Origin of the sequence: Methanocorpusculum labreanum Z (genome assembly GCF_000015765.1) — an archaeon.
GTDB lineage: Archaea > Halobacteriota > Methanomicrobia > Methanomicrobiales > Methanocorpusculaceae > Methanocorpusculum > Methanocorpusculum labreanum.
Genome location: NC_008942.1, coordinates 471000 through 495134, shown reverse-complemented (window position 1 = coordinate 495134; position 24135 = coordinate 471000). Strand labels below are relative to the sequence as shown.

Genomic DNA, 24135 nt, shown 5'->3' with positions numbered 1-24135 from the left:
CTATAACGTCTGCGGGGAATCTGCTTTAATGTACTGTTTTCCACGCTCTTCTCCGAATATCTCCGCTAAGATGCCTTCTGCCGAGACCGGCATAAGATGGGTGTAGGAACCAAGCGCATTGTTGAAAACGACGCCGTCCTTTCCGTCGATTATGCCGGTTCCCCGCGAGAGCGTGTAAAGAAAACGGCTGTCTGCATCCATCGAAACGCCGCTGTAATGGAACTCGTGTCCTTTGAAAGGATAGGATTTTCCGGCAAGAACGGCGGTTCCTTCCACATATCGAAGGGTTTTTCCGGCAGGCATCACGGTGTCGCCGGCAAAAATCCCGCACATGGGATAGACTGCGTCTCCTTCTCTTCCCAGCCAGCCGTTTTTCAGGGTGATCGACCGGGTGAGGTACATCAGACCGCCGCACTCCGCATAGATGGGGACTCCGTCCTTAGCTTTTGCATGGACCGCTTCCCGCATCAAAACATTCTTTGAAAGCTCCTCTGCAAACATCTCGGGGTATCCGCCGCCGAAGATATACCCGTCGGCCTCCGGCAACGTGTCATGGAGCGGGCTGAATCTCACGACATCGCATCCCTGACTTTTCAACACCGCCTCGAGTTCCCCGTAGTAGAAGGTGAACGCCTCGTCAAACGCGATCGCGACCGTTCGCGATGCCGCCGGCCGGGAGGCAAGGGACGCGGTGATGTTGTTTGGCTGCGGCGTCACGTCTTCTGCGAGGGCCTTTATCGCGTCGAGATCCACGTGGGCCCCGACATGCCGGATGATGCCGTCGATCGTCTTTGCAAAACCCGGATCCCGCATACCCTCCACGAACGGAACGAGACCAAGATGCCGCATGGACAGATCCATCTCCGGGCTTCGGGGGACTGCGCCGAGAACGGGGATCCCGCAGTAATGTTCGATCGCCTCGGTCGCCTTGGTCACGTGGTGCCCGCCGCCGGTGTTGTTGAGGATCACGCCTTTGATTCTGACATCGGGATCGAACGCCTGGAATCCCTTTACGAGAGCGGCCGCAGACCGGGTGATGCTGCGTGCATCGATCACGAGGATTGTTGGGAGGGAGAAGCGTTTGGCGATCGCGGCGGTACTGCCGACGTCAGTGAACGAATCGCGGCCCTCGTAGAGTCCGCGGACTCCTTCAACGATCCCGATGTCGGCACCTTCAGCCCCGTAGGAAAAGAGGCCGGCGAGTTCCTCATCGGTCTGGACGAAGGTGTCCAGATTGTAGGACGGACGACCGGTGACGCCTGAAAGATAGGAGGTGTCGATGTAATCCATCGCCACTTTGTAGGTCTGGACGACCGCGTCCTTTGCAAGAAGGCCGGCAAGGCCGAGCGTGATGCTGGTTTTTCCGGCTCCGGAACGGTCTCCCGAGATCAAAAACGACTTCATCACATGCTCCGCAGAACGGCTCCGAACTCGCTTTCGACGATGTTGTGGACGCCAAGCGTCTTTGGATGAAGATCAACCTCGACCATGACATGGGCATGCCCCTGCTCTTTTAAGGGCAGGACCTGCCGCGGTCCGTTTGTGACGGAGAATACTTTGATCCCGGCAAGAGCTTCGGGCGAGACCGCGTGGGGGACACCGACGAGCAGGAGGAATTCCGGTTTGACTTCCGCGATCCTTTCTGCGATCCGCGGGCCGTTTCCGCCGTATTCGTCAAGAGCTCCGATGAGTTCGGGGTGGATGCCGCGTTCATTGAGTTCGGCAAGGATCATGGCGGCGTCCCCTCTCACTTTCGGCAGACCGCGGGCTTCGAGGTTTGCGACAAAGGTGACATTCGCGTCCGGCGCACATTCATGCACGGCGCAGAGATGATCGGCGAACATATACGCCGTCTCCTTCTTTGCGTTCATGATCGCCATGCCTTTTTTGCCGGAACGAAGTAGCTCTGCGAGTTCGGCGGCGGCAACGTGCTTCAGATCGCCGCGGGACGGGGCAATGTAGGTTTTACAGGCAGCTCCGCGTTCCCGCTCGGTTTTGTTCGCCGAGGCAAGGACCAGTTTCTGCCGCTCGAACTCCTCTTCGGAGATCCAGCCGATCTTTGCCGCCGGCTCGAGGGTGGCGATGACCCCGTCGATGTTCTCGCGAAATCCTGCGTGGATCGATACCCCTATCGCAGGGGTCGTGATGCCGGAGGCTTCGATCGCGGCATCGAGATCCTCGCCGATGATCATCGAAACACAGGTCCCGACAACGGCGATGCGGCGGGGAGAAAACTCCTTTTCAGCATATTGGAGGACATCTTCGAGGATCTTCTGCCCGCCGAAGATGAACTCCTCATCGCCAAGCGAGGTCGTCAGAACGCGGATCCCGTCCTCTTCCAAGAGTCGGGCGTGCTTGAATGAACAGCCTGACGGGCCGTGAAGTATCGCGAGATCGACGTTCAGATCCCGAAGGGTATAGAGGGCGGCAACAATCGAGCTTGGACGCGGCTGAACGTAGCGCATTTTTACCTCCAGGTTTTTACGGCGAGCAGAACCGCCGCGTTGTGTTCTTTTGCAAGCGAAAGAGCCTGCGCCTTCGAGGCCGCGAAGTTCAGACCGCCTTTTTTGCTCACGGAAATCGTCTGGATCGGGGCGATATCTTCGATCGTCTGGCGGATCGCGTCATCCTGGAATCCTTCGCAGACGGCTTTATGCTCCTCGCCGATCACAAGAACGATCTCTTTGTCCGGAACAAGCCGGCGAAGATATGCGGCCGCATCGAGCGTGGTCTCCCTGGTCGTTCCGCTGTTTGCGTTGTCGAGGAACGGCACGCCGTCTTCGAGATAATACTGCATCCTTCCTTCGATCGCGGTAAATCCGGCAAGCCGGCTTGGGTCCAGACCGAGCAGAAGACCGGCGGCCGCGGCGCATTTGAGCGGCTCGCGGTATCCGGCAAGTGTAAGAAGGGGATTTTTGAACGACCCGCCGTCAAAGGAAAGCACGTCCCCCTCGACGGAGACGAGATCGTCGATGACGTGCCACCCCTCCTTTAGCGTGACGCCACGCGGGACGAGCACGGTTTTGCATTTTGCAAGCGACTCGAGTTTTGCGGCAAGGGCGCTCTTCTTTCCTGCGGCGATCGAATAATCGTCGGCCGAGGTCAGAATGCCGAGTGTCCCGATCCCGGTAACGCCGGCGGAGACTTCAGCAACGAGCCATTTTGCGTCGTGCGTCTTCGCTCCTCCGGCGGCGAGCAGAACCGACGCCGGCGTGATGCTTTTCTTCCAGAGGAAGGTCCCTTCCGGATAAACATAGGTCCCTCTGCTGGTGTGGAGCACGCCTTTCGTCGTGAAAAGAGAAGCGACCGCAAAAGAGGTGGTGGTCTTTCCTTTGGCGCCGGTCACTTCAATGACGGTCTCCGGAAGGTCGCCTGCAAGGCGGCGGGTCATTTCATGGTGGGAGATTACCGGGGTCTTTGTATTGAGGAGGGGATATGCCGGATCGAGATGGACCGGGGATGTGATCAGATCATACTGACGGGACGCCGCTTCTTCGGGCGTGAGGCCGACGCCGCGGTAGACATCCAAAGCGTCCACGTCATCGCCGTTTCGAAGAAGGGCTTCTGCGAGGATCGTTCCGCCGTGGATCGTATCGAGAACCAAGACCTTCATGCATCCTCCGGAAGAGTGAGGGCATTGGCCGCATTCTTGAGCATCAGTTCTGCTAACAGCGGATCGATCCCGATCGGTTCAGCGTAGACGAGGGGGACCACGCGGCCGTCGGCAAGCGTAAAGGTTCCGCGTTTCTTTCCGGCTTCGAGCCCGAGAATCTTTGGAATGTCGCGCAGTATATGGATCCCTTTTGCGAGAAACAGCGGGACGACGATCAAAATCTCCAGATCCTCGCTACGCATCAGGTCGAGGCCTTCGGCAACGGTAGGATTACTGTATTCGAGGAAACAGGATTTGATCAGATAATCCCCCCCGCTTTCCTTCATCATCTCGGCGGTGGTCGTGATCAGCTCCTTATTGTACTGGAGCCGACTTCCGTGACCGACCAGCAGGAGACCTTTTGCACTCATATGTTTTTGGTTGGTCATGTATCCTCATAAAGTAGTATGACTAATTGCTCTCACTCGTAATATTAGTGCAGTTGACGGATGTACGTTCGTATGATAAAAATCGAAAGTATGAAATATGACCTGATTTGTACAATCTACGTATGACATCAATACCTCCAGAGTATCTCATCCTTCTCCGTTCAAAGGAAAAGGAAGACCGGCGTCTCGCCGCAGAAAAACTCGGGGAGCTTGGTCCGGCAGCGATCGAAGCGGTCCGCCCACTGTTGAACGATCCCGAATGGAGGCTCAGATATCGGGCGGCGGAGATCATCGGATTCACGTCCGATCCGTCAGGAATTCCGCTTTTGACGCCCCTTCTTTCCGACGAAAAGGATCACGTCCGGTATATGGCGGTCAAATCGCTTGGACGCTGCGGCACAATAGAACTCGAGCCGATCATTTCGCCGATGCTCAATGATGAAAATCCGTTCGTCCGGCGGATCACGGTCGGCGTGCTGTCCGGCTGGAAGATATGAATACCGACAAAGAGCTTTTCCGGAAGGGTCTCGTTTTGTTTGCGGCCCGGGATTTTTCCGGGGCGGCCGGATGCTTTACGGATGCGCTCTTGGAAAATCCGGAGAATGTGAACTATTATTATTACCGCGGCGTCTGCTATCAGGAGACCGGCGCCGCAGGCGAGGCAATATCCGATTATACGAGTGCTCTTTCCCGCAGCCCGTCCGCATATCCGATCCGGTATAACCGGGCAGATCTTTTTCTGCAGGCCGGCGATCTCGAAAAAGCACGAAAGGATTTCGAGGAGATCCTCAGCGACGCGGGAAAGGATGATCCCCACTGGTCGGCGCTTGCCTATCTCGGCCGCGGTCTGATCAGGCTCGAAGAGGGGGAGATCGAGGAGGCGATCATCGACCTCACGGCCGCGGAGGATCTTGCACGACTTGACGGGGATAAACTGCTGCTCGCAAGAATCGGCGACGAGCTGGAGAAAAGCGGGTTTTAAATTTTTTTTAGTTCATGCCTGATCTGACGATCCGGGCAAGCAGGGCGTCCATCTGGATGTCGGCGTCGGCCCCTTCGCTCATCCGGAAGTCGGCTTCGCCGAGGTGATCGATCAGATCGACTTTGAGCCGGCGGTCGAGGGTCTCGGAACGCGAGATTTCGCGGTAAAGCTGGTTCAAGAGTTCGTTCGGCGCGATGCCTTTGTCGTACATCAGTGCGTGGAGCATACGTTCGGCGGTCTCGAAGTCACCCTCGAGGCAGCGGGCGAGGAGGTCGGTGATCTCCTGGGGTTTTGCGTTGGAGGTGATGGCGTAGATGTTTTCGGCGGTGACGTGATCCGAGACGATGGCGGCACCCTGAAGAGCATTGATCGCTTTTCTCATATCTCCAAGCGAGACGTAGGTTATCGCGACATAGGCTCCTTCATCGATGGTGATGCCCTCTTTTTTTGCGATCCGTGCGATCTCTTCGGAGATTGCCTCGTCGGTGAGCGGTCTGAACCGGTAGATCGCACAGCGGGACTGGATGGGGTCGATTATTTTCGAGGAGTAGTTGCATGAGAGGATAAAACGGCAGGTCTCGGCGTAGTTTTCCATAGTCCGGCGAAGGGCGGCCTGGGCATCCTGGGTAAGAGCGTCCGCTTCGTCTAAAAAGAGGATCTTGAACGTTGCATCGCCAAGGGGAGCGGTTCTTGCAAACTGTTTGATCTGGTTTCTGACGACGTCGATACCCCGTTCATCCGAGGCGTTGAGTTCGCGGAAGTTCATATTCCAGGTATCGCCGAACATTTCGCGGGCCAACGCTACGGCACAGGTGGTCTTCCCGACGCCTGCCGAACCGGTAAATAGGAGGTGGGGAAGGGCCTTGGTCGCGACGTAGGAACGGAGCCTTTCGACGACATCCTGCTGACCGACGACCTCGGCGAGATTTTTGGGCCGGTATTTTTCTATCCAGATTTCGGGGGAGACATCCATGATGAATGATTGTTGGACGTTACAACCAATTAATCATTCGACAGGCGGGGACCTTTAGGTCCCTTAGCCGAGCAAATCTTTGATTTGCGAATGGTAGGGTGGATAATGAGGCGGCGACTAAATCTTTTCGTATTCGTGTATTTTTTTGGGTGTACTCTTAGCATTGGTGTACGGGAGTATTTGGGTGGTATCACTCATCACACGAAATGCACGAAAAAAGGGACAGGAACGGAGGGAGGGAGGAAGGAGGTTGAATATGAAGTTCTGGAAGGATACTGTTGGGTGAGGAAACATGAGAAATCCCCACAAAAAACATGTGCAAAAATCGATGAGTTTCCACTCGCAGAGAGGTATTTCGATTCCATTTTGGGTCTTCGGCGATCAGTTTTGATCAAATTTTTGTGATTATTTTCGGTGGTGAAAAATTGAAATCGGAAGTATTCGGCGTATTTTCAGTCAGGTGTGTTCATAGTATATAAATTATGCACGTGGACGTCCAGGAAAAACGATGACTCCCTTTCGACTACGTCCTTACGGTCGGAAAAGCTTAAATATCACATATTTTTGTTTTTGTTTTTGGTTCGATCTCTCTCTCTCTCTCTCTCTCTCTCTCGTCTGTACTGTACATAAAATAATAATAATACAACTAGACGTCTAAAAAAAAAGTGATTGATGAGGATTTTTTTCCGTCCGTATTTACTTACGGACGGACGTAGTCTCTCCGGGGTTATCGTTTTTGCTGGACGTCCAGGTTATTATTTAATATAGGATGAGTGTGTTTGGGGGGAAATACGGCAGGAATGGTCTTCTTTTGTGTTTGGGATGTGGTTTTTGTGCGTGTGGAGAGGGTCGATTTTGATGGGTGAAGGGTCATTTTGGAATCGAAATGGTGGTTTTCGCGTGGAAGTTGTGGAGATTTTGAGGTGTAGGTGGGTGAATTGAATAAGTGAGAAAGGTAAGTGCTCCAACTTTTCAAGAACCTCTTCAAAATCTGGGACATATCCACCGCGGGACGCTCCGCGCCGACTCGCAAGTTCTCACTTCGTTCGAACTTGCTCAGAGCTTAGGGCGAGCCTATTGGCTCACCCCGCAATCACTTCCCCGCACCCCGAAATCAGATAAGAGATATTCGCTATCTTCTTTTGAAAACAGAATATCTCCTCTCCTCCGCCCCTGTCCCCCTTTTCGTGCATTTCGTTGATTTGCGGGTCGGACGCTGAAAGCGGCAGACCTCGGCTGAGCAAATCTTTGATTTGCGTTTTCGCAAATTTCGTGCGGGGGGCTGGGGAGGGGACGATTTGCATTCACCAAATAACTGATCATTCTCTTTTTCGTGTTTTCGTATTTTTTTCGTGCATTTCGTGTGATGAATTGTACCACCCGAATAATCCCGTACACCAAATCGAAACCCTCAGGCGCAAATCAAAGATTTGACTCGCAAGTTTCCTTCGAAAACTTGCTCAGCTGAGGCCGCCCCTAAGGGGCAGCCCGCCAAAAAAAACATCCCCCTCGGTCGGTTTAATGCTCCCTCAAACCAAATGAGTTAAGGAATGGATACCCAAAATACCGGACTTCTCCCGGCATCCCGTATATTCGCCGGCGAACTTATGCACGCAGTGGATACGGAGACCGGATTTAAAACGCCGTTCGGCATCTTCTCCCCCAAAATATTTCTGATAGGTACCCTCACCGAAAAGATTCAGAGGGATGGAAAAATCTCTTCGCTTCGCATCAGTGATCCGACCGGCGTGTTCTCCTGCTCCATGAACTGGCAGAACACCGCACTTCTCAAAACCGCCGACGAGATCGATGCTCCCTCGTTCGTCGCCGTATTCGGCATGGTCAGGTTCCGCAAATATGCCGGCAGAACGTTTCTCGAGATCGTCCCGGAGACCATCACGCCCTCGACACGCGAGGCACGGGACGCCTGGATCCTGAGCACCGCCGAGTCGGCGATCTCGCGGCTGGAAAAGTCCCCGGTCTCGGATATCAGGAAAGAACTTGCCGGACGGATCAGTGCGGCACTCTCCTCAGTCAGACCCGCAGGTCCGAAAGAGGAGATCGCGAACGAAAAAATACTTGAGATCATCTCTTCCCTCTCCGAGAAAAAAGGAGCGAGAATACTTGACGTCATCTCCTGCCTGAAAAGCCTCGGTCTTGACGAATCTTCGGCGAAGATGCGTCTTGGAATCCTTATGGAAGAAGGGGAATGCTACACCCCGACGACCGAATTCATCAAAATCGCCTGACCATGCAGCCGGAATTTTATGCAGAAGGACCCGCCGTCCTCATCGAAAGGCAGGAGCGTTCCCTGATAATAGCCGATCCCCACTTCGGCGTCGAGGCCGACCTCCACCGGCATGGTCTGCATTTCCAGAGTGCCACCGACTCACGTCTCGCAAGACTGCTTGCCGTCATCGAACAGGCCGATCCCGACTATTTGATCGTGCTTGGCGACCTCAAGCACATGATCCCGTACGTCACCTACCAGGAACGAACCGAGATGCCCGAGGTCCTCAGAAAGATCCGGAGAGAAACCGAATTCCGGCTCGCTCCAGGGAATCACGACACCGGGCTTGAACATTATCTCGAAAAGGGCGAGCTTCTTCCGATGAACGGGGCTTTGATCGACGGAACCGGCTATTTTCACGGCCACACGATCCCGGATCCAGCTCTCCTCGGTCATTTGATTTTGTGCGGCCATCATCATCCGGTCGTGAACATCTACGACACCGTCGGATGTGCTCTTCGCGGAACGCCGGGGTATCTTCTTGCCGAGATCGACCCCTCCGTATGGGGCCCGGTACCGGCCGACCCGACCCGGGTTCTACTGGTCCCGGCGTTTTATGAACTGGCAGGGGGGATGGATGTCCGGCTGATCCCGGGCAACAAAATCTCTCCGATCGCAAAAGCGATTTTGACCGAAACGGGTGAGGTGTTCTTAAAAGACGGGACTTACGTTGCTCCGTTCACAGAACTCCGCCCCGATCCTCTGGAGGGAGTATGACATCCGCGATTCAGGAACTCAAAGACTCGCTTCACCCAAAGCTTCGGGCGGTTCTGGAAAAGCGAGGCTTCGACGAGTTTTCAGAAATCCAGATGCGTGCTGTCCCAAAACTCATCTCCGGGATCAACGCGATTTTGATCGCACCGACCGGAACGGGAAAAACCGAGAGTGCACTGCTACCCGTCTTCCATCATATGCTCACCGACCCGCTGCCCGAAGGATTTTCGGCCCTCTACATCACGCCGCTTCGGTCCCTCAACCGGGACATGATGAACAGGCTCGAGTGGTGGGGGGCTGAGCTCGGGCTGAAGATCTCGGTCCGACACGGGGACACGAGTCAGACCGACCGGCGAAAACAGGCGACTCACCCGCCGGATCTTTTGATCACGACGCCTGAGAGCCTGCAGGCGATGATGATGGGAAAGGTGCTTCGAAAACATCTTGCGGCCGTTCGCTACGTGATCGTCGATGAAATCCACGAGTTGGCCGACGGAAAACGCGGCGCCCAGCTCTCCGTTGCGCTTGAGAGGGTCGCTGAACTTGCCGGCGAGTTTCAGCGGATCGGAATCTCGGCCACGGTTGGAAACCCCGAACTCGTCGGCAGATTCCTCTGCGGGAAACGTCCCTGCACGATCGTGCAGGTCCCGGTCGCAAAAACCCTTGATCTGTCCGTGAAGTTTGCCGGTGAGTCCTTCGGAGACCAGACGAAGATGATCGGCAAATGCATCGACGCCCACACCTCGACCCTCGTTTTTACGAACACCCGGAGCGTGGCCGAGGCGATTGGCCATGCCCTTCTCCCCCGCGGGGATACGGACGTTCACCACGGATCTTTGTCCCGCGAGGTCAGGATCGATGCCGAAGACAAGTTCCGTGCGGGAATGACGCGGGGCATGATCTGTACCTCCTCGATGGAGCTCGGCATCGACATCGGGCAGATCGATCACGTCATCCAGTTCAACTCGCCGCGTGAAGTCGCCCGCCTCATGCAGAGAACGGGGAGAGCCGGCCACCAGATCCATGCCACTTCGAAAGGCATGATCCTCGCGACCGGGTTCGACGATATCCTCGAGTCGATGGTGATCGTCAACAAGGCGATGAGCAATCAGCCGGAAAACATCCGCCCGCACATCAATGCCGCGGACGTGATCGCCAATCAGATCGCGGCACTTGCGGTGGAACGCGGCGAGATCGCGATCGAAAAGATCGAGCAGATCTTTTCGCGAACGTTCTGCTTTGAAAATGCCGGCCCCCTGATCCGCGAAGTGATCGCCGGCATGGAAAAACACTACCTGATTCGGACCGAAGGCGGGATGGTGATCACGAAAGCCCGGGCAAGAAAGTATCTTTCGCTGAATCTTTCGATGATCGCGGATGAGAAGAAGAGCATGATCTTCGACGTGGTCTCGAGAAAACCGGTCGGGACCCTGGATGAGTCTTTTGTGATCAGCTGGATCTCGTCGGGCGCCGTATTCGTTGCGAGAGGGCAGGTCTGGCGGGTCCTCGATATCGACGAGGACCGGATCATGGTGGAGCCGGCAAAGAATGCGAAGGGAGAACTGCCGTCCTGGGAAGGTGAGCAGATCCCGGTGCCTTTCACCGTGGCAATGGAAGTCGGGAGGCTGCGCCGTTTGCAGAACTTTGCCGATTATCGGGCGGATGAGCGGTCCGTCCGCTTTGCCGAGAAGGTCCTCTCCGAGATGAAAAAGAACCGGTCGATTACGGCGACGGACCGGCTGATCGTTCTGGAAGATTCTGACGAGGGTGTCGTGGTGAATCTCTGCGGAGGGCACAAGGTGAACGAGACGATCGGCCGCGTTCTTTCGATCCTGCTCTCCGCCCGGTACGGGACCTCGGTCGGGATCGAGACGAATGCCTACCGGATCCTTCTCCGGCTCCCGAAGTTTCTCAGAGCCCCGGACGTGGAGGAGGTCCTTCTCTCGCTCGAACCTGACCATGTCGAGGGGATTCTGATGCTTGCCCTTAAGAAGACGGCGCTCTACAAATGGAAACTTGTGCAGATCGCGAAGAAGTTCGGGGCGATCGACGCCGACGCGGATTATGAAAAGATCAGTATGAACCGTCTTCTCGATCTCTTTGACGGGACGGTGATCGAGAAAGAAGCATTCCGGGAATTGTTCTTCTCGAGTATGGATGTAGCGTCTGCAAAAAATGTCGTCACGATGCTGAAGAACCACGGGATGGAGACGAAGACGAGCCGTTTGTCGATCATCGGGGCGGAAGGACTCTTTACCGGCCGCGATGTGGTTGTGCCCCCGGGGGAGGATCAGGCGATTTTAGAGAGCGTGAAGCACCGAATCGACGAGCAGGATGTTATCCTTGCCTGTATGCACTGCCGGAAATGGAAGTCGAAAACGAAGGTCGCACGAGTTCCCGATCAGCCTCAGTGTCCGGTCTGCGGAGCACGGCTTATCGCGGCACTGAAACCTTATGAAGAGCCGATGTTTGCCGCCCTGAAAAAAAAGACCCTTTCAACCGAGGAGCGGGAGGCGGAGACGCGGATGATGCGGAATGCAAATATGGTTCTATCCAGCGGAAAAAAGGCAGTTGTGGCTTTGGCGGGACGCGGGGTTGGCCCGGAAGCGGCGGCCAGGATCCTGAATACGTTTGCGACCGGCGATAACTTCTATCGGGAGATCTTAAAAGCGGAACGCACGTTCGTGCAGACGCACCGGTACTGGGGATAAAAGCGAGGTAAATCTGTCTAACAAATGTAAAAAAGGAGAGGGGACTTTTCAGGTTTGTCGCTTAGGTCGTATTACTCGCGTTTGCGGTCATCAGATAATTGGCCGGGTCGAATATACTGTAGAAGAGGTGCATGAACTCTTTGATGATATCGATAGGGCCAGGAATGCTGAGTTCACCTAACGTCAATGTGGTACCCGTGGTAGTCAGAGCGGTCGTCTGAGTTGGGGTGGGGGTGGATGTACTTGCCGGAGCATTCACATAAATAGCCCGAGAATACGAATCCGTTGCTCCCGTGCTGTCGATGACCGTCAGCTTAACGATATAGGTTCCTGCCGTGGTAAAGGTGTAGGAAGGATTCTTCGTCGCCGATGAGCCAAGCCCGCCGAAGTCCCATATCCATTGGGTAGGAGAACCAGCAGACGTATCAACGAACAAAACGGTCAGAGGCGCAGTTCCGGAACTGGATGATGCCGTGAAAGATGCATCGAGTCCTACTTTATTTACCGTGATCACGACCGTTTTGTACACCGTCCCGTTGGCATTGGTGGCTGTAAGATTTGCCGTATAGTTTCCGACGGTCGTGTAGGTGTGATTGAGTGTTCCGCTGTATGAGGGAAGAGAGAGAGAAGATCCATCACCGTAGACCCACGAGGTCGATGTGGCATTGGCTACCGTATAAGTGAATTTGACCGGCAACGGCACGGTACCTGTAGTGACATTTGCGGAGAGCGTGATGGTTGGGAGAATCTTTGATTCGGTTTTCGGGAAGGTGTAGGTAAAGGTAAGCCGCTGCGTTGCGGTATCCAGCGTAACGTATGCTGGAGAAATAAAAGCATTGTTAAGGAAGACAGTAGGTTCGGTTGAAAATACGTATCCTGTGGCATTCTTTATGGTGACGGTCGCGGTGTACTGCGTGTTTTCACCGAAGGTTGAAGTCCCGGCATTCCAGGATACACTTACCGGCGTCCCCCCCCCTGAAACGAAGAAGGTAGTGTCTGGTGCTGCGCCAAATACCGGGGGTGTCAATCCAGTGATGTAGAGGGTGGTGATGTCGATTAGTGTTGGGGTTGTTGTGGCCGTTTCCGTTGGTGTTGGGGTTGTTGTGGCCGTTTCCGTTGGTGTTGGGGTTGTCGTGGCCGTTTCCGTTGGTGTTGGGGTTGTCGTGGCCGTTTCCGTTGGTGTTGGGGTTGTCGTGGCCGTTTCCGTTGGTGTTGGGGTTGTCGTGGCCGTTTCCGTTGGTGTTAGGGTTGTCGTGGCCGTTTCCGTTGGTGTTGGGGTTGTCGTGGCCGTTTCCGTTGGTGTTAGGGTTGTCGTGGCCGTTTCCGTTGGTGTTGGCGTGTCAGCATTCACCGCCCCCACGCATCCAATTATCAAAAATGCCACGAGAAGTACCAATATCAATCGTTTCAGTATCATTTTTACCTCCATTAAATCGATCCGACCGCAAACATCAGCACATACACAAGGATCATACCAAGAAATGCCGAGACAGCTGCCTGACCGGCCCGCATATTCTGACCTGCTGCAAGACCTTTCCACGTTACCGCAGCAGACCAGATACTTGCCGCAAACTGACCCAGAATCGGGATCCAGCCGATCACCGCATAGGAAAGCGTACTTCGCATAACGATCGCTGTAATCTCGGAAAACCGTACTTCCGGTTCACAGACCCGTGCCGTGATTCCGGTAACCAATGCCTGAATCAGCACCGCGATCAGCCAGATTACATACAGGACCAGAATGAAAAGGACCAGCAACATCAGATCGGTCTGCAGAGCGGAAAAGATCGGATAGTCCGTAACGGATATCCGCAAAACGATCGGAGCCACATACGTGATCATCAAAACCGTAAGAACCGCCCACAACGCTCCAGACAACAAAAACATCCCGAGAGCATCCCGCGGTCTTTCGCGCATATAATAGGAATACGCATCCGACGGTCTGGTCAGAAACCCGATCACGCCGCCGTTATACGGCATTTTTTCCGGCTTCTCCCGCCGGTCCCGTTTTGCGGGTTTTTCCCGTCCCGCTGATCTCTCAGCCTTCGTCCGCTTCTCTCGGCGTGCAGGACTCCGTGACGACTCCGCGGACATCAAACCCGGATGCAGAAGAGATCCGCACAAAGCGCACACCTCATCATCCACATGGTTTCGCGCTCCGCACGCCGGACAATACATATCCTGAGAATTTCTCTGGGACGGCGGACTTACCGTCGTCACAGTATACTGCGCCGACTCCGGCGCATACACCGACTGATCCTCTTCGGGGATAATCTCGGAAAGCTTCTGGATCCACAGTTCGCGGTCCGGCATGCCGGAAAACAGCAGATGCAGCTCCTTCTCTCCCTCTCTTCCGACGATCTGCAGAGCAATACCCGGTTCGCCCACCTCTCCTGCGAGACGGATCGCCCTGGCAAGCGTGTTCAGCGCGAACTCGCCGAGGATCGAGGATTTCCCCTCGATCACCAGCCGCGTGTTCGTCAGATGCAGCGTAACGTAATTGCGCTTGATCCGAACGCCTCCTGTCGACAGAGCAACCCGCTCTCCCGCATCCGGTGAAAATAACCCGGTACAGGTCACCACCATCGGTTCGGGAGCGGCCGAAATCAGCGTCTGTCTGACCGGCAGCTTCGCTTTCAGCTCCTGCATCCAGGCGACCCTTGCCGACTCTGTTGGAAACGACATCACCATCTGTTTCGCGCCGGTCTGCGATCCGACGGAAAGTGCGATCGCCGGTTCTCCCGCCTCGGTCTCGAACGATGCCGCATCCATCAGCTCCGCAATTGCAAATTCACGCCCGATCTTGCCGGCCGTATTCTGCAGGATCAGCCTGATATTCGTCAGATATATGGTATAAAATGTCCGCTTTACCCGGACCCCCGCCGTTTCGATCGCAACCGATTCGCCGGAAACAAAATCCGGCCGGATCCTGATTGCCGGGATCTCCGGTTCGGGAACGGCGGGCTTCCTCTCCTGAGTTTGGCGACGGGGGACGGGGGCATTCTGCGGCCCGGCGCCCTCGCTTTTTCCCTCGGCAAACGGTTTTTCGCCGCCGGCCCGGGCGATCTGATCCGCCCATGCTTCCTGCTCTCCGGCCTTGAATTTAGCATCTACCGGAAATCCCCAGATCATCTCCTTTTGCCCTTCGGGTGTCGAGATGATAAGCTTGAGACCTGGTTCTCCGGTTTCCAGTTTACAGGGATGTGCCGAGAGGATACTGCTTACCTTAAACTCCCTTGGCGAAGGCCCTCCTTCGATGATCAGCCGCTCACTTGTAAGAGTGGCAAAAAACTGCCGGTTTTTTACGAGAATCGGCGATGCGTAATGCTGGACTTCATTTGCGTGCATCTCAACGGGAGGCATAGGCTAAGTAAGTTAACTATTTTGTATTTGAACTATTTATACATGTCAACCCGTTATACGATGATTTAATACGTTTGCGGGTGTATTTTCATTATATGACTGAAAATTCCTGTCCTATGTGCGGAAGTACCTTCGGGTCGCTTTTGGCAAAAGGCATATTGATGATCATTCTCGGTATCCTGATGATGGTTTTCACTCTGGCATCCCTGTTTGCCAGCGAGATCCTGCTTGCGGTCCTGCTGATCTTCGTGGGTATCACTCTTCTGACCGCAGGAACAACGTTTTTCGGTGAAGTAAAACGCACCTGGTGGGTCGTTCTTCTCGGTATCCTTGTGATTCTCTTCGGCATCCTGGCTCTGATCTTCCCAGCTATCATGCTTGTGTACGCGATGTATGTTCTCGCAGCAGCCGCATTGATCGGCGGAGTCACCGACCTTGCCCTTGCCCTGATGGGGACCTCAGCTCAGGTCAACCGCGGTCTTCTCGCCGTTTCCGGTATCCTCGGCATCATTCTCGGTATCCTGTTCCTGATCAATCCGATCATCTCGGCATTCACGATCGTCGAGATCGCGGGTATCTTCTTCTTTGCTTTCGGTATCGTTGCGATCATCGAAGCATTCATGGCAAAATCCGCGACCGCATAAACGCTGAGAAACCTCAGCTTTTTTTTGCGGGGACCTTTAGGTCCCTCAGCCGAGCAAATCTTTGATTTGCGAGTGTGCAGTGCTTTTCGAGCACTGTTATATTTCACCGGTCATTTCCGATCCGCGTTCATGTCTGTGGAAGATATCCTTATCACTCATGTGCGCAAAAGCTAAACATATGAGGCAGAAACAACCCGGTTCCCAGATCGACCGAATAACGATCCGCGGATTTCGTTCGATTCGGTCCTGCGATCTCAAGCTTCGCGACATAAATATTCTGATTGGAGCGAACGGTGCGGGAAAATCGAATTTTCTCGCGGTATTCTGCATGATGGAACAGATGTTTGCCAAACGTCTGCAGAAGTACGTTACCTATAACGGCGGTCCTGACTCCCTCCTCTGGTTTGGGAGACAGGAAACCGAGAAGATAAGTGTCGGCATATACTTCGGAAATAACGGATACGGGTTCGATCTCAAACCAACCAAAGACAATCGGCTGATGTTCGAGGATGAATGGTTCTCCTGGAACCTCCTCAAAGAGAATAGATCGCTTGGCTCAGGACATCTGGAGTCTCTGTATGATGCCGGAACCGGGACATTCATCGATAAATACGTGTTGAAACACGTGCATCAGTGGATCGTCTACCACTTCCACGACACCGGAGACAATGCAAAAGTCAAACAGATCCATGCGATCAATGATAACATTTGTCTCAGACCGGATGCAGGAAATCTTGCCGCATATCTCTATCTGATAAAACTGACTGCTCCAAACAATTATCAGAGGATCAGAAAAGTGATCCAGCTTGCGGCTCCCTTCTTTGATGACTTCATCCTGCGGCCAAAACCAGACAATCCCGAAATGATCGAGCTCGAATGGTGTTCGACCCATGGGAAAACGCCGTTCAAAGCCGCCGACTTCTCCGACGGGACTCTGCGGTTCATCTGCCTTGCAACCCTGCTTCTTCAGCCGGTCGAGAACATCCCGGAAACCGTGCTGCTCGAGGAGCCTGAGTTAGGTCTGCACCCGTATGCCCTCTCGCTGCTTGCAGCCCTGATAAGATCAGCCGGGCTTGTCAAACAGATCATCGTCTCGACACAGTCGGCTCTGCTCCTCAGCGAGTTTGAGCCAAAGGATATCATCGTTGTCGACTGGCAAAATGACGCCTCCACATTCCGCAGACTCGAGGACGATGAAGATCTCCAGAACTGGATCGCACAGGATTATTCGCTTGGGGAACTCTGGGAAAAGAACATCTTTGGCGGGAGACCGCAGTAGGCATGGTCACCCTGTTCATCTCCTGCGAAGGGTATACCGAAGAGGTTTTTATCAAACGCCTGATGGCAAAGGAACTGGCGCATCTGGGAATCACGATTATTCCTATCATCGTGATGACATCGAAAAGCAAATCCGGGGTCGTGCGCCGCGGTGGCTGCTCGTCGTATGAAAAGATCAGAAAGGATGTCCTGAACCTCTGCAGACGGCCTGGTTCGTATGTTACGACGATGTACGATTTCTATAAATTTCCGGCGATCCCGGGATACACGGTATCTTATGATCTGGCGTCTCCTCTAGAACGGGTAACCGAGATGGAAGCGGCGTTTTTTGAGGATATCGATCGGGAAAATTTTCATGCGAACATCCAGCTGCATGAGTTCGAGACCCTGCTGTTTTCCGATCCCTCGGCTTTTTCCGTCTGCGGGATGAGTAAAAAACAGGTAAAAAAACTCGCCGCGGTCCGCAGGGATTTTCTTCCCGAAGAGATCGACGGCGGGGAAATGACCGCACCTTCCAAAAGGATCCTGCGGGTCAATCCCGGATATCAAAAACCGACCGACGGCCTCACGGTCGCACGGGAGATTGGTCTTGATAAGATGTGTGCCGAGTGCCCGCATTTTGGAAAATGGGTTTCCTGGATCAAAACGCTCCCTGAAACGGCAAAACAAACCGAACGTGAGAAGTAAGAAAAATGGAGAAAATAGATTATAAAAAAGCATTTCCTGATCTGTATAAGCCGAAGACGAGCCCGTCCGCGGTGGATGTTCCGCCCATGACCTTCATTATGGTCGACGGGAAAGGAAATCCGAACGATCCAAACGGTGAGTATCCCTGTGCGGTCGAGCTGCTCTACGGTCTTTCATACACGATCAAAATGAACAAAAAAGGGGAGACGAGGCCGAACGGCTACTTTGAGTATGTCGTGCCTCCGCTTGAAGGGTTGTGGAGTCTGGACGACTCTGCCGACTTCAAAAACAAAGATACGTTCCTCTGGACATCCATGATCCGCCAGCCGGAGTTCGTGACGGCTGAGGTGTTTGCAGAAACATGCCCCATGGTCGAAGAAAAGAAGCATCTGGATACGGCAAAGGCGCGGCTCGAGATCTTTTCCGAAGGTCTTTGTGTCCAGTGCATGCATATAGGGCCCTTCGACGATGAACCGGCGACGCTTGACAAGATGGATGCCTTCATCCGCGAAAACGGTTTTGTCCATGACTTCGCCGGCCGCCGGCATCATGAGATTTATCTTTCGGATCCGCGAAAAACCGAACCAGCGAAGATGAAGACCATCCTTCGGGTGCCGGTAAAAAAAGCGTGAGTGTTTATCCGTTTTTCCGGATGAACAGTTCCGTTCTACTGCGGATCTCTTCGGGGGAGAGAGGGATATTGGGGGACGCCGAGTTTTCCGGGCGTATCAGCAGATGAACGAATGAAGTTCCTTTGGCCACGGCACGTGAGATATCTTCCGGAGATACGGCGCGTTCGACCGAGCCGATTCCGGCTGCACGTGCGAGCATGCCGATATCGGCGGTTTCATACGCCGGACTGATCTGGTTTCCTGTGCTGCCGAATGTGCCGTTGTCCAGCGCCATAATATGCAGATTTTCGCATTTCTGTGCCGCGATCACCGGAAGAACTGCGGATCCAAGCAGACTTCCGTCCCCATCTATCACATAGACGGGCGTTTTCGGTGAAGAAAACGCACAACCGAGCCCGATCGCGGACGCCTGCATGTAGCTGCCGAGCATGTAGAAGTTTCCTGGCCGGTCTCCTGAGGCATACAGTTCCTTGGACGGGACCCCGATGTTGGAGATGATGACCGCGTTTTCTGGAACCGCTGAAACGATTTTTTCGATCGCCTTGAGTCTTGTGAGTTTTGGCTCAGAGTATCCGGGAAGGAAAAACGTCCGGTCCGGAAGCGAACGTTTCGGATACGTAATGGGCGATTCCTGCTGCGGGTCCCAGCAGGAGGGAAGGATCAGAGCGACATAGGGCGTCTGCTGTGTAAACGCCCCCTTTATGACCTCTCGGATCCCTTCCAGATCCTCCGCGGATCTGCAGATCCGGTAAGGGATGTTGTACACATCCAGAAGTTTCGGCAGCGGGGCATTGAACGGGATCTGGGCACAGATCTTCTCATCGCAGACGCCTCGCCAGCTTGCCAGGATCGGCAGAGGGAAGTGATACACGCAGGAAAGCGACAGAAGAGCGTTGAGCATATTCCCAAGGCCCGAGCTCTGGATCGAGACGAGCGGACGTTTTCCGGCGAGAACCACTCCAGCCCCGATCCCGACCCCATCCTCTTCGCGGGCAAGGTCGATGACCGAAAACTCCGTCTCTAAAAGCGCAGTAAACCGCTTGTTTTTATCGCACGGCAGGGAAGCGACCATGTCGATCCCCTCTTCATGCATGATCCGAAGAACCGTTTCTTCGTTCATAATACCGGCACCTCTCCGGTATCGACTGTTTCGTAAACGCCTATTTTTGCGGTTTCGCAGTCCTTTTTCACCCGCTGGTATCCCCCGCCGGTGATGTTCAGCAAAATGTCCGCGTTTGTCCTGATGGAGCCTTCTTCGGCTGCAGAGATGAGGGACGCAAAGGCAACGGCGGCGGCAGGATCGATGTCGATTCCGTTTTCCGCTTCGGCGAAGAGGGACGCCGCACTCGCCGCATCTTTGTTTTCCACGGTATACATTTGACCCCCGCAGGATTTCATCGCATCATACACCCCGCCGCAAATCCCGTAAGGGGGTGTACGGTTGGTCAGGACATGGGCGGATACTGCAGAAATCGAAGCCTGCGCATCCGGCATATCCTCATCTATGATATGATCCCTGCCGGCGTTCCATGCACGGACCATCGGAACGAATGGAAGGTTCTGCGAGAGGTGAAGTTCCGGAAATTTACTGCCGAATCGCCCATCCCCGATCAGACGGATCGCAGCCTCCCATGCGGCGATCCCTCCGGTGCCCGACCCGACCGCCTGGAAGTAATACTCGGGCAGTTTTCCTATCGTGACGGCACCATCGAGCATCACACAGCCCATCCCGTCCCGGCGGGCGATGTTTTTGCCGCCGCCTTCCGGGAAAAATCCGGGGGCTTCGCAGATTTTATCGGCCGTTTTGATCGCATCGGTGTAATCTCCGCGGACCGTGACGAGCCGAATGCTGCTGTGATCGAAGTATCCTGCGGTCCAAAGCTTGTCGGCCGAACTTTCCGGTACGACTAATACGACAGGTGTCCCAAACTCCGCGGACATCTGGGCAAACGCCCGGCCCGTGTTTCCGGCGGACGCTACAACCAGCGTTCCGCCTCCCGCCTCATTCAGTCGGACGATCGTCGGCAAAGCTTCCAGTTCCTTGAACGAACCAGTCGGGACATAACAGCCGCGCTCCGGATAATAGCCGGTAAACGTAATCCAGAGATTCGGCTGTCCGAGCTCGCGGCAGAGTTCCCGGTTTTGAAAGGTCACGGGTCTTGATCGTGTCGGGACCGAGCCGCGGACCGGGAGCCAGTCACTGAACCGGAATACGCCCGGCAGATTCTCCCGGACGGTCAATTGTTTGGCTGTATACTCTGCCCGGACAAAACCCGGATGATGCGGGCAGGCAAGCGTATAATGATCTTCGAGAACTTCCCCACCGGTAAGACAGCGCAAAACGTAATCGCCCATCTAAAACCTCCATGCGCCGGAAGAGATCCGGTCGCGGACCAGGGCAGCGGCCCGGTTTCCCCGAACGCGGTCGGACTGGCGAAGACCGATTCGAATATCCGCATCGGGAATATGCAGTGTTCCCGCGTTTGCGGAAAACACCTGATGTCTGCAGACGGTTATGCAGGTCAGACATCCCATGCATGCTTTGCCGATCGAGAGGTCGGGTCTTATAGCCGCGACCGGGCAGAGATCTTTTGCGCATTCCGTGCATTCGTTTACGCAGCGCGAAGCATCGACGCGGACTCTTCCGTCGGTGTTCTGCCAGACATCCGCGTAGGTCGCGGCGGCAAAGGGTGTCCTGTTTTGGATGTCGGCGACCGGGAGGGGGATATCCTCGTCGAGAATGCGGAGAGCGTCCATCGTTTCGTCATCCAGTACAGGGATCGCGGTCCCAATTGAAGTCAGGCATTCGGCGCCGAGCGCGGTCACAAAACCGCCCATCATGTCGGGATGCATACCCTGCATGTCCGCAGACAACGAAAGGTTCGGTTTCTCCGGCGACGATCTCGTCCCGCACCCGAGAATCAGAGCGGGACTGCCGTTCACGAGTGCCGATGCCCCGGGGACGTGATAGCGTAACTTCGGGTCATTTTCGAGCGGATTGATCTCCCCGCATCCGGAAACGGACGCGCTCTGCATCTTTGGCTTCATCGGGAACGTGGAAAAAATCGTGGAGATCTCTTCTTCACTCCGGTTCACAAACCCCATGTAGTTTTTGAATCCTCCGCGGGTGACGATCAGCCTGGCTGCGGACATATCATCCACACTGACCAGACGGCGGATCGTTCCCGTGTCGGTGATGATCTCGGCAGTGACCGGCTTTCCTGCGGCAAGATCCGAAAAAAGGTGTCCGCCGCCGTATGAGGGATTCTGCTCCGCACGGGACGTTCCGTATATAATACAGTCTACATGTCCGTTGCTTTCATTCGGGCAGGGGCCGATGAACGCCGGAACTCCGTTCAGCGTCATGGAGACGACATGCCGGAAGGTTCCAGGCGTCCCGGCTTGGAATGCGAGAAACGCGGATGTTCCAGACATCACCCCGAATGTTCCGCAGGTCACCACGTCAACATCATCCGGGGTGATTATCTCCCCTTTTCGGATACGTTCCTTGAGGCTTTTGGCCGTTATGACGACTGCGGTTTTGTCGGCAATTTTCCGGTTGATTTCTGCAAGAGTTTTCATAATATCACGATCCCCTCCACTCTAACGTGGAGACCGTAGGACTTCTCGAGGATCATATTGACGATGCCGGTGTGCGTCCGGTCCATCATACAAAATCCCGGCAGGAACGGATGCCGGATCCCAAACTGCGGCGGCCGGGCGACGACCCTGGCCACTCCCTCGAATCCGATCATATGATACATTTTCAGATCAACGATATCAGTGTTGTCCCGGGAAAATGCCGGACCAACTACATGTCCGGTGATCAGCCCGGTGATATGATCAGCTTCGAGGACGCGGATGACATGCTGAACAGGGCATCCCGCACCCGCCGGTCTGCCAAGAACGATATCACCTTTTTTGATTTCCTCGCGTTCGACCAGATCAGGCCGAAACGGCAGAAGGATTTTCCGTGCGGAAGGCTCGTTCGGCAGAGCGGAAAGCACGAAGTCGTACGGAGCATTGCAGACATCCGTGCCGGAGTATGATGCGGGAAGCTCTCTGCAGCTGCATGCCGGCACATCCTTATGATAATACGGGCAGGCGGTAAGGTTTTTCATGCCGGATTCTGCCAGGATCATGAATGCATCGCAGCTTTCCGCTCCGCAGGCTCCGCAGTCTTTTCCCGGGGGCGTCCAGACCATCAGTCACCCCGGTAGATACTGTCGGGAGCGTCGATTTGCCGGATCACGCCGAAATGTTCCTGCCACCCGATCTCTTTTTTCCCGATGCAGATCGTGCAGACGCCAAGCGGCGGGACCCCCCGAAGCATATCCTTCTCTAACGGAGCGGGCGGCATATCCGCGATCACTTTGTTGAGATACCGCATACCGGTTCCCTGGACGGCGTTGGTTTCGATGATGTCGATATCCGGCGCGACCTCTTTTATCCGCTCGCGGAAGACCTCTTTTTCCGCCTGGGAAACAAGATCGATCTTTGTTACGACGGCCACGTCCGCGAGGGCGATCATCGGGGCCATTTTAAGCGGAGCATGTGTCCCCGATACGGCCGAGATAACGCAGAGGCCAAGCGAATTTTTGGTATAGGGCGTACAGCGCAGACAAAGACCCGCGCTTTCGTAAAGAAGATACTCGGCGCCGATCTGCTCTGCCCATTCCATCGCGTCCCGGATAACCATGATCCCCATATGATCCGGGCACATATCCCCGGAATACACTTTTTTCGTTGGAATGCCGAACTCGGCGGCGAGCTCCTCGTCTTCCCATGCCTGCACCACATCAATCTTTAGGTATGCGGCTTTTTTCGGGTCGGGAAGACTGCGGATGATCTGTTTGACAACCGCGGTTTTTCCTGCGCTCGGCGGTCCGGCGATGGCGATCAGCTTTACGTTCATGCCTCGACTCCTTCGAGCCCGCACAGGAGTTCGCCGGCACGGATGCGTTCTCGAAGATTCGTGATCTTAGCATCCATTCGTGCGATCTCCGCAAGCGTCTCCTCCTCTTCTCTTCCTGGGGTCAGGATCTTCGTTACGGCGCCGTTTTCCATCACGATCCGTGTCCCGGTAAGGAGAGCGACGTAAGGGTCGTGGGTCACGAAGATAATGGCCTTCTTTTCTTCACGCAGAACTTCGATGACCCGGTCCTTGAAGATGCCGGCATTCTCCACTTCATCCAGCAGAATGATCGGCGTGTCGGAGATTATGATTGCGTCGGCAATAAAAAGAGACCTGGTCTGCCCGCCGGAAAGAGCGCTCATCCGCATATGCGGCCGAATTTTTTCCCCGGTAAACTCGTTTGCAATGCGGATGGTCTTCTCGACAATACCATCTCCGTCCAGTTTCCGTGAACGGATATGCATCTCCAGAAACTCGGAAACGACCAGGTCAGCAAGGCATTTGGTATTCTGCGTGATCATGGCGATGGGTTTTCTGGATGGATCACGGACCAGAGCCTCGTCCGGTTCCCTGCCGTTGATCAAAATCCGGCGGTTCGTAACCGTGTCTCCTTGGGCGAACACTTCGATATCGTTGATGAACGCGGTTTTTCCCGACCCGGTCGGACCGACGATGGAGAACGTGTCGCCCGGGCGGATAACGATCTCATCAAATCCCTCCTTTGTTCCATCCCGGGTGGTTCCGGGAAGAATGGTGAGGGACTCTATCTTTGTGCGTGAAGAAGACATACCTGATACTATCAACTTCACGCGTAATAATACTTTATCTATAGTATATAATTATTAGTCTGTTAAGATATTTTATAATTAAAATTTATCTTTAATGTAATATTAGTAATCGGATGA

General features: G+C 54.6%; 22 protein-coding genes. 9 read left to right on the top strand and 13 right to left on the bottom strand.

Features of this window, described 5'->3' with window-relative positions:
* The 4 genes from cfbB to cfbA are packed head-to-tail and all read right to left on the bottom strand — an operon-like array spanning position 1 to position 4023.
* Positions 1-1404, bottom strand: a complete 1404-nt coding sequence (gene cfbB / locus MLAB_RS02745; protein ID WP_011832896.1) for a Ni-sirohydrochlorin a,c-diamide synthase — start codon at positions 1402-1404, stop codon at positions 1-3.
* A complete protein-coding gene (gene cfbD, locus MLAB_RS02740; RefSeq protein ID WP_011832895.1) occupies positions 1404-2465 on the bottom strand; it encodes a Ni-sirohydrochlorin a,c-diamide reductive cyclase catalytic subunit in 1062 nt (353 codons plus the stop codon). The genes cfbB and cfbD overlap by 1 nt, the downstream gene beginning before the upstream one ends.
* A gap of 2 nt (positions 2466-2467) precedes the next feature.
* Positions 2468-3613, bottom strand: a complete 1146-nt coding sequence (gene cfbE, locus MLAB_RS02735; protein ID WP_011832894.1) for a coenzyme F430 synthase — start codon at positions 3611-3613, stop codon at positions 2468-2470.
* Complete coding sequence (gene cfbA, locus MLAB_RS02730) at positions 3610-4023, bottom strand: sirohydrochlorin nickelochelatase (protein WP_048061986.1); 414 nt, start codon at positions 4021-4023, stop codon at positions 3610-3612. Before cfbA ends, cfbE begins: the two co-directional genes overlap by 4 nt.
* A 140-nt stretch (positions 4024-4163) precedes the next feature.
* Here cfbA and MLAB_RS02725 point away from each other — a divergent pair, with 140 nt between their 5' ends.
* Both MLAB_RS02725 and MLAB_RS02720 read left to right on the top strand, forming a co-directional pair.
* A complete protein-coding gene (locus tag MLAB_RS02725) occupies positions 4164-4538 on the top strand; it encodes a HEAT repeat domain-containing protein (protein WP_011832892.1) in 375 nt (124 codons plus the stop codon).
* The gene (locus MLAB_RS02720) at positions 4535-5023 is read left to right on the top strand and encodes a tetratricopeptide repeat protein (RefSeq protein ID WP_011832891.1); all 489 of its coding nucleotides are present in this window, start codon (positions 4535-4537) and stop codon (positions 5021-5023) included. Before MLAB_RS02725 ends, MLAB_RS02720 begins: the two co-directional genes overlap by 4 nt.
* Positions 5024-5030: 7 nt before the next feature.
* Here the strand turns inward: MLAB_RS02720 and MLAB_RS02715 are convergent, their stop codons facing one another.
* On the bottom strand, positions 5031-5996 hold the full coding sequence (locus MLAB_RS02715) for a replication factor C small subunit (RefSeq protein WP_011832890.1): 966 nt from the start codon (positions 5994-5996) through the stop codon (positions 5031-5033).
* Between the two features lie 1550 nt (positions 5997-7546).
* Here MLAB_RS02715 and MLAB_RS09370 point away from each other — a divergent pair.
* From MLAB_RS09370 to MLAB_RS02690, 3 genes are read left to right on the top strand one after another with little or no spacing between them, the layout of a single operon-like run.
* On the top strand, positions 7547-8245 hold the full coding sequence (locus MLAB_RS09370) for a hypothetical protein (protein ID WP_011832888.1): 699 nt from the start codon (positions 7547-7549) through the stop codon (positions 8243-8245).
* Positions 8246-8247: 2 nt separating this feature from the next.
* The gene (locus tag MLAB_RS02695) at positions 8248-9003 is read left to right on the top strand and encodes a metallophosphoesterase (protein ID WP_011832887.1); all 756 of its coding nucleotides are present in this window, start codon (positions 8248-8250) and stop codon (positions 9001-9003) included.
* Positions 9000-11711 (top strand): DEAD/DEAH box helicase, encoded by a 2712-nt coding sequence (locus MLAB_RS02690; RefSeq protein ID WP_011832886.1) that lies wholly within the window; start codon positions 9000-9002, stop codon positions 11709-11711. The genes MLAB_RS02695 and MLAB_RS02690 overlap by 4 nt, the downstream gene beginning before the upstream one ends.
* 61 nt (positions 11712-11772) lie before the next feature.
* On the opposite strand, the gene MLAB_RS09365 is transcribed toward MLAB_RS02690, so the two are convergent.
* Both MLAB_RS09365 and MLAB_RS02680 read right to left on the bottom strand, forming a co-directional pair.
* Positions 11773-13128: a PKD domain-containing protein gene (locus tag MLAB_RS09365; protein WP_011832885.1), complete on the bottom strand. Its 1356-nt coding sequence runs from the start codon at positions 13126-13128 to the stop codon at positions 11773-11775.
* Between the two features lie 11 nt (positions 13129-13139).
* Complete coding sequence (locus tag MLAB_RS02680) at positions 13140-15059, bottom strand: Yip1 family protein (RefSeq protein ID WP_187146131.1); 1920 nt, start codon at positions 15057-15059, stop codon at positions 13140-13142.
* A gap of 110 nt (positions 15060-15169) precedes the next feature.
* Here MLAB_RS02680 and MLAB_RS02675 point away from each other — a divergent pair, with 110 nt between their 5' ends.
* From MLAB_RS02675 to MLAB_RS02660, 4 genes are all read left to right on the top strand, one after another.
* A complete protein-coding gene (locus MLAB_RS02675; RefSeq protein WP_011832883.1) occupies positions 15170-15718 on the top strand; it encodes an HdeD family acid-resistance protein in 549 nt (182 codons plus the stop codon).
* 178 nt (positions 15719-15896) lie between these two features.
* A complete protein-coding gene (locus MLAB_RS02670; protein ID WP_048062193.1) occupies positions 15897-16997 on the top strand; it encodes an AAA family ATPase in 1101 nt (366 codons plus the stop codon).
* Positions 16998-16999: 2 nt separating this feature from the next.
* Complete coding sequence (locus MLAB_RS02665) at positions 17000-17683, top strand: DUF4276 family protein (RefSeq protein ID WP_011832881.1); 684 nt, start codon at positions 17000-17002, stop codon at positions 17681-17683.
* Between the two features lie 5 nt (positions 17684-17688).
* Positions 17689-18315 (top strand): GyrI-like domain-containing protein, encoded by a 627-nt coding sequence (locus MLAB_RS02660; protein WP_011832880.1) that lies wholly within the window; start codon positions 17689-17691, stop codon positions 18313-18315.
* 4 nt (positions 18316-18319) lie between these two features.
* On the opposite strand, the gene comE is transcribed toward MLAB_RS02660, so the two are convergent.
* From comE to MLAB_RS02630, 6 genes are read right to left on the bottom strand one after another with little or no spacing between them, the layout of a single operon-like run.
* The gene (gene comE / locus MLAB_RS02655) at positions 18320-19435 is read right to left on the bottom strand and encodes a sulfopyruvate decarboxylase subunit beta (protein ID WP_011832879.1); all 1116 of its coding nucleotides are present in this window, start codon (positions 19433-19435) and stop codon (positions 18320-18322) included.
* Positions 19432-20670: a cysteate synthase gene (locus MLAB_RS02650; protein ID WP_011832878.1), complete on the bottom strand. Its 1239-nt coding sequence runs from the start codon at positions 20668-20670 to the stop codon at positions 19432-19434. Before MLAB_RS02650 ends, comE begins: the two co-directional genes overlap by 4 nt.
* Entirely contained in the window at positions 20671-21897 is a 1227-nt protein-coding gene (locus MLAB_RS02645) for a methanogenesis marker 16 metalloprotein (protein WP_011832877.1), read from the bottom strand.
* Positions 21894-22520, bottom strand: coding sequence for a (Fe-S)-binding protein (locus tag MLAB_RS02640; RefSeq protein ID WP_011832876.1), 627 nt, complete (start codon positions 22518-22520; stop codon positions 21894-21896). Before MLAB_RS02640 ends, MLAB_RS02645 begins: the two co-directional genes overlap by 4 nt.
* Positions 22520-23230: a GTP-binding protein gene (locus tag MLAB_RS02635; RefSeq protein ID WP_011832875.1), complete on the bottom strand. Its 711-nt coding sequence runs from the start codon at positions 23228-23230 to the stop codon at positions 22520-22522. The genes MLAB_RS02640 and MLAB_RS02635 overlap by 1 nt, the downstream gene beginning before the upstream one ends.
* The gene (locus MLAB_RS02630) at positions 23227-24018 is read right to left on the bottom strand and encodes an ATP-binding cassette domain-containing protein (protein WP_011832874.1); all 792 of its coding nucleotides are present in this window, start codon (positions 24016-24018) and stop codon (positions 23227-23229) included. The genes MLAB_RS02635 and MLAB_RS02630 overlap by 4 nt, the downstream gene beginning before the upstream one ends.
* Positions 24019-24135: the final 117 nt, after the last annotated feature.

Bases quoted from the DNA above. Each gene is read 5' to 3' on its own strand.
- cfbB (WP_011832896.1), bottom strand. From the start codon at position 1,404: ATGAAGTCGTTTTTGATCTCGGGAGACCGTTCCGGAGCCGGAAAAACC.
- cfbD (WP_011832895.1), bottom strand. From the start codon at position 2,465: ATGCGCTACGTTCAGCCGCGTCCAAGCTCGATTGTTGCCGCCCTCTAT.
- cfbE (WP_011832894.1), bottom strand. From the start codon at position 3,613: ATGAAGGTCTTGGTTCTCGATACGATCCACGGCGGAACGATCCTCGCA.
- cfbA (WP_048061986.1), bottom strand. From the start codon at position 4,023: ATGAGTGCAAAAGGTCTCCTGCTGGTCGGTCACGGAAGTCGGCTCCAG.
- MLAB_RS02725 (WP_011832892.1), top strand. From the start codon at position 4,164: ATGACATCAATACCTCCAGAGTATCTCATCCTTCTCCGTTCAAAGGAA.
- MLAB_RS02720 (WP_011832891.1), top strand. From the start codon at position 4,535: ATGAATACCGACAAAGAGCTTTTCCGGAAGGGTCTCGTTTTGTTTGCG.
- MLAB_RS02715 (WP_011832890.1), bottom strand. From the start codon at position 5,996: ATGGATGTCTCCCCCGAAATCTGGATAGAAAAATACCGGCCCAAAAAT.
- MLAB_RS09370 (WP_011832888.1), top strand. From the start codon at position 7,547: ATGGATACCCAAAATACCGGACTTCTCCCGGCATCCCGTATATTCGCC.
- MLAB_RS02695 (WP_011832887.1), top strand. From the start codon at position 8,248: ATGCAGCCGGAATTTTATGCAGAAGGACCCGCCGTCCTCATCGAAAGG.
- MLAB_RS02690 (WP_011832886.1), top strand. From the start codon at position 9,000: ATGACATCCGCGATTCAGGAACTCAAAGACTCGCTTCACCCAAAGCTT.
- MLAB_RS09365 (WP_011832885.1), bottom strand. From the start codon at position 13,128: ATGATACTGAAACGATTGATATTGGTACTTCTCGTGGCATTTTTGATA.
- MLAB_RS02680 (WP_187146131.1), bottom strand. From the start codon at position 15,059: ATGCACGCAAATGAAGTCCAGCATTACGCATCGCCGATTCTCGTAAAA.
- MLAB_RS02675 (WP_011832883.1), top strand. From the start codon at position 15,170: ATGACTGAAAATTCCTGTCCTATGTGCGGAAGTACCTTCGGGTCGCTT.
- MLAB_RS02670 (WP_048062193.1), top strand. From the start codon at position 15,897: ATGAGGCAGAAACAACCCGGTTCCCAGATCGACCGAATAACGATCCGC.
- MLAB_RS02665 (WP_011832881.1), top strand. From the start codon at position 17,000: ATGGTCACCCTGTTCATCTCCTGCGAAGGGTATACCGAAGAGGTTTTT.
- MLAB_RS02660 (WP_011832880.1), top strand. From the start codon at position 17,689: ATGGAGAAAATAGATTATAAAAAAGCATTTCCTGATCTGTATAAGCCG.
- comE (WP_011832879.1), bottom strand. From the start codon at position 19,435: ATGAACGAAGAAACGGTTCTTCGGATCATGCATGAAGAGGGGATCGAC.
- MLAB_RS02650 (WP_011832878.1), bottom strand. From the start codon at position 20,670: ATGGGCGATTACGTTTTGCGCTGTCTTACCGGTGGGGAAGTTCTCGAA.
- MLAB_RS02645 (WP_011832877.1), bottom strand. From the start codon at position 21,897: ATGAAAACTCTTGCAGAAATCAACCGGAAAATTGCCGACAAAACCGCA.
- MLAB_RS02640 (WP_011832876.1), bottom strand. From the start codon at position 22,520: ATGGTCTGGACGCCCCCGGGAAAAGACTGCGGAGCCTGCGGAGCGGAA.
- MLAB_RS02635 (WP_011832875.1), bottom strand. From the start codon at position 23,230: ATGAACGTAAAGCTGATCGCCATCGCCGGACCGCCGAGCGCAGGAAAA.
- MLAB_RS02630 (WP_011832874.1), bottom strand. From the start codon at position 24,018: ATGTCTTCTTCACGCACAAAGATAGAGTCCCTCACCATTCTTCCCGGA.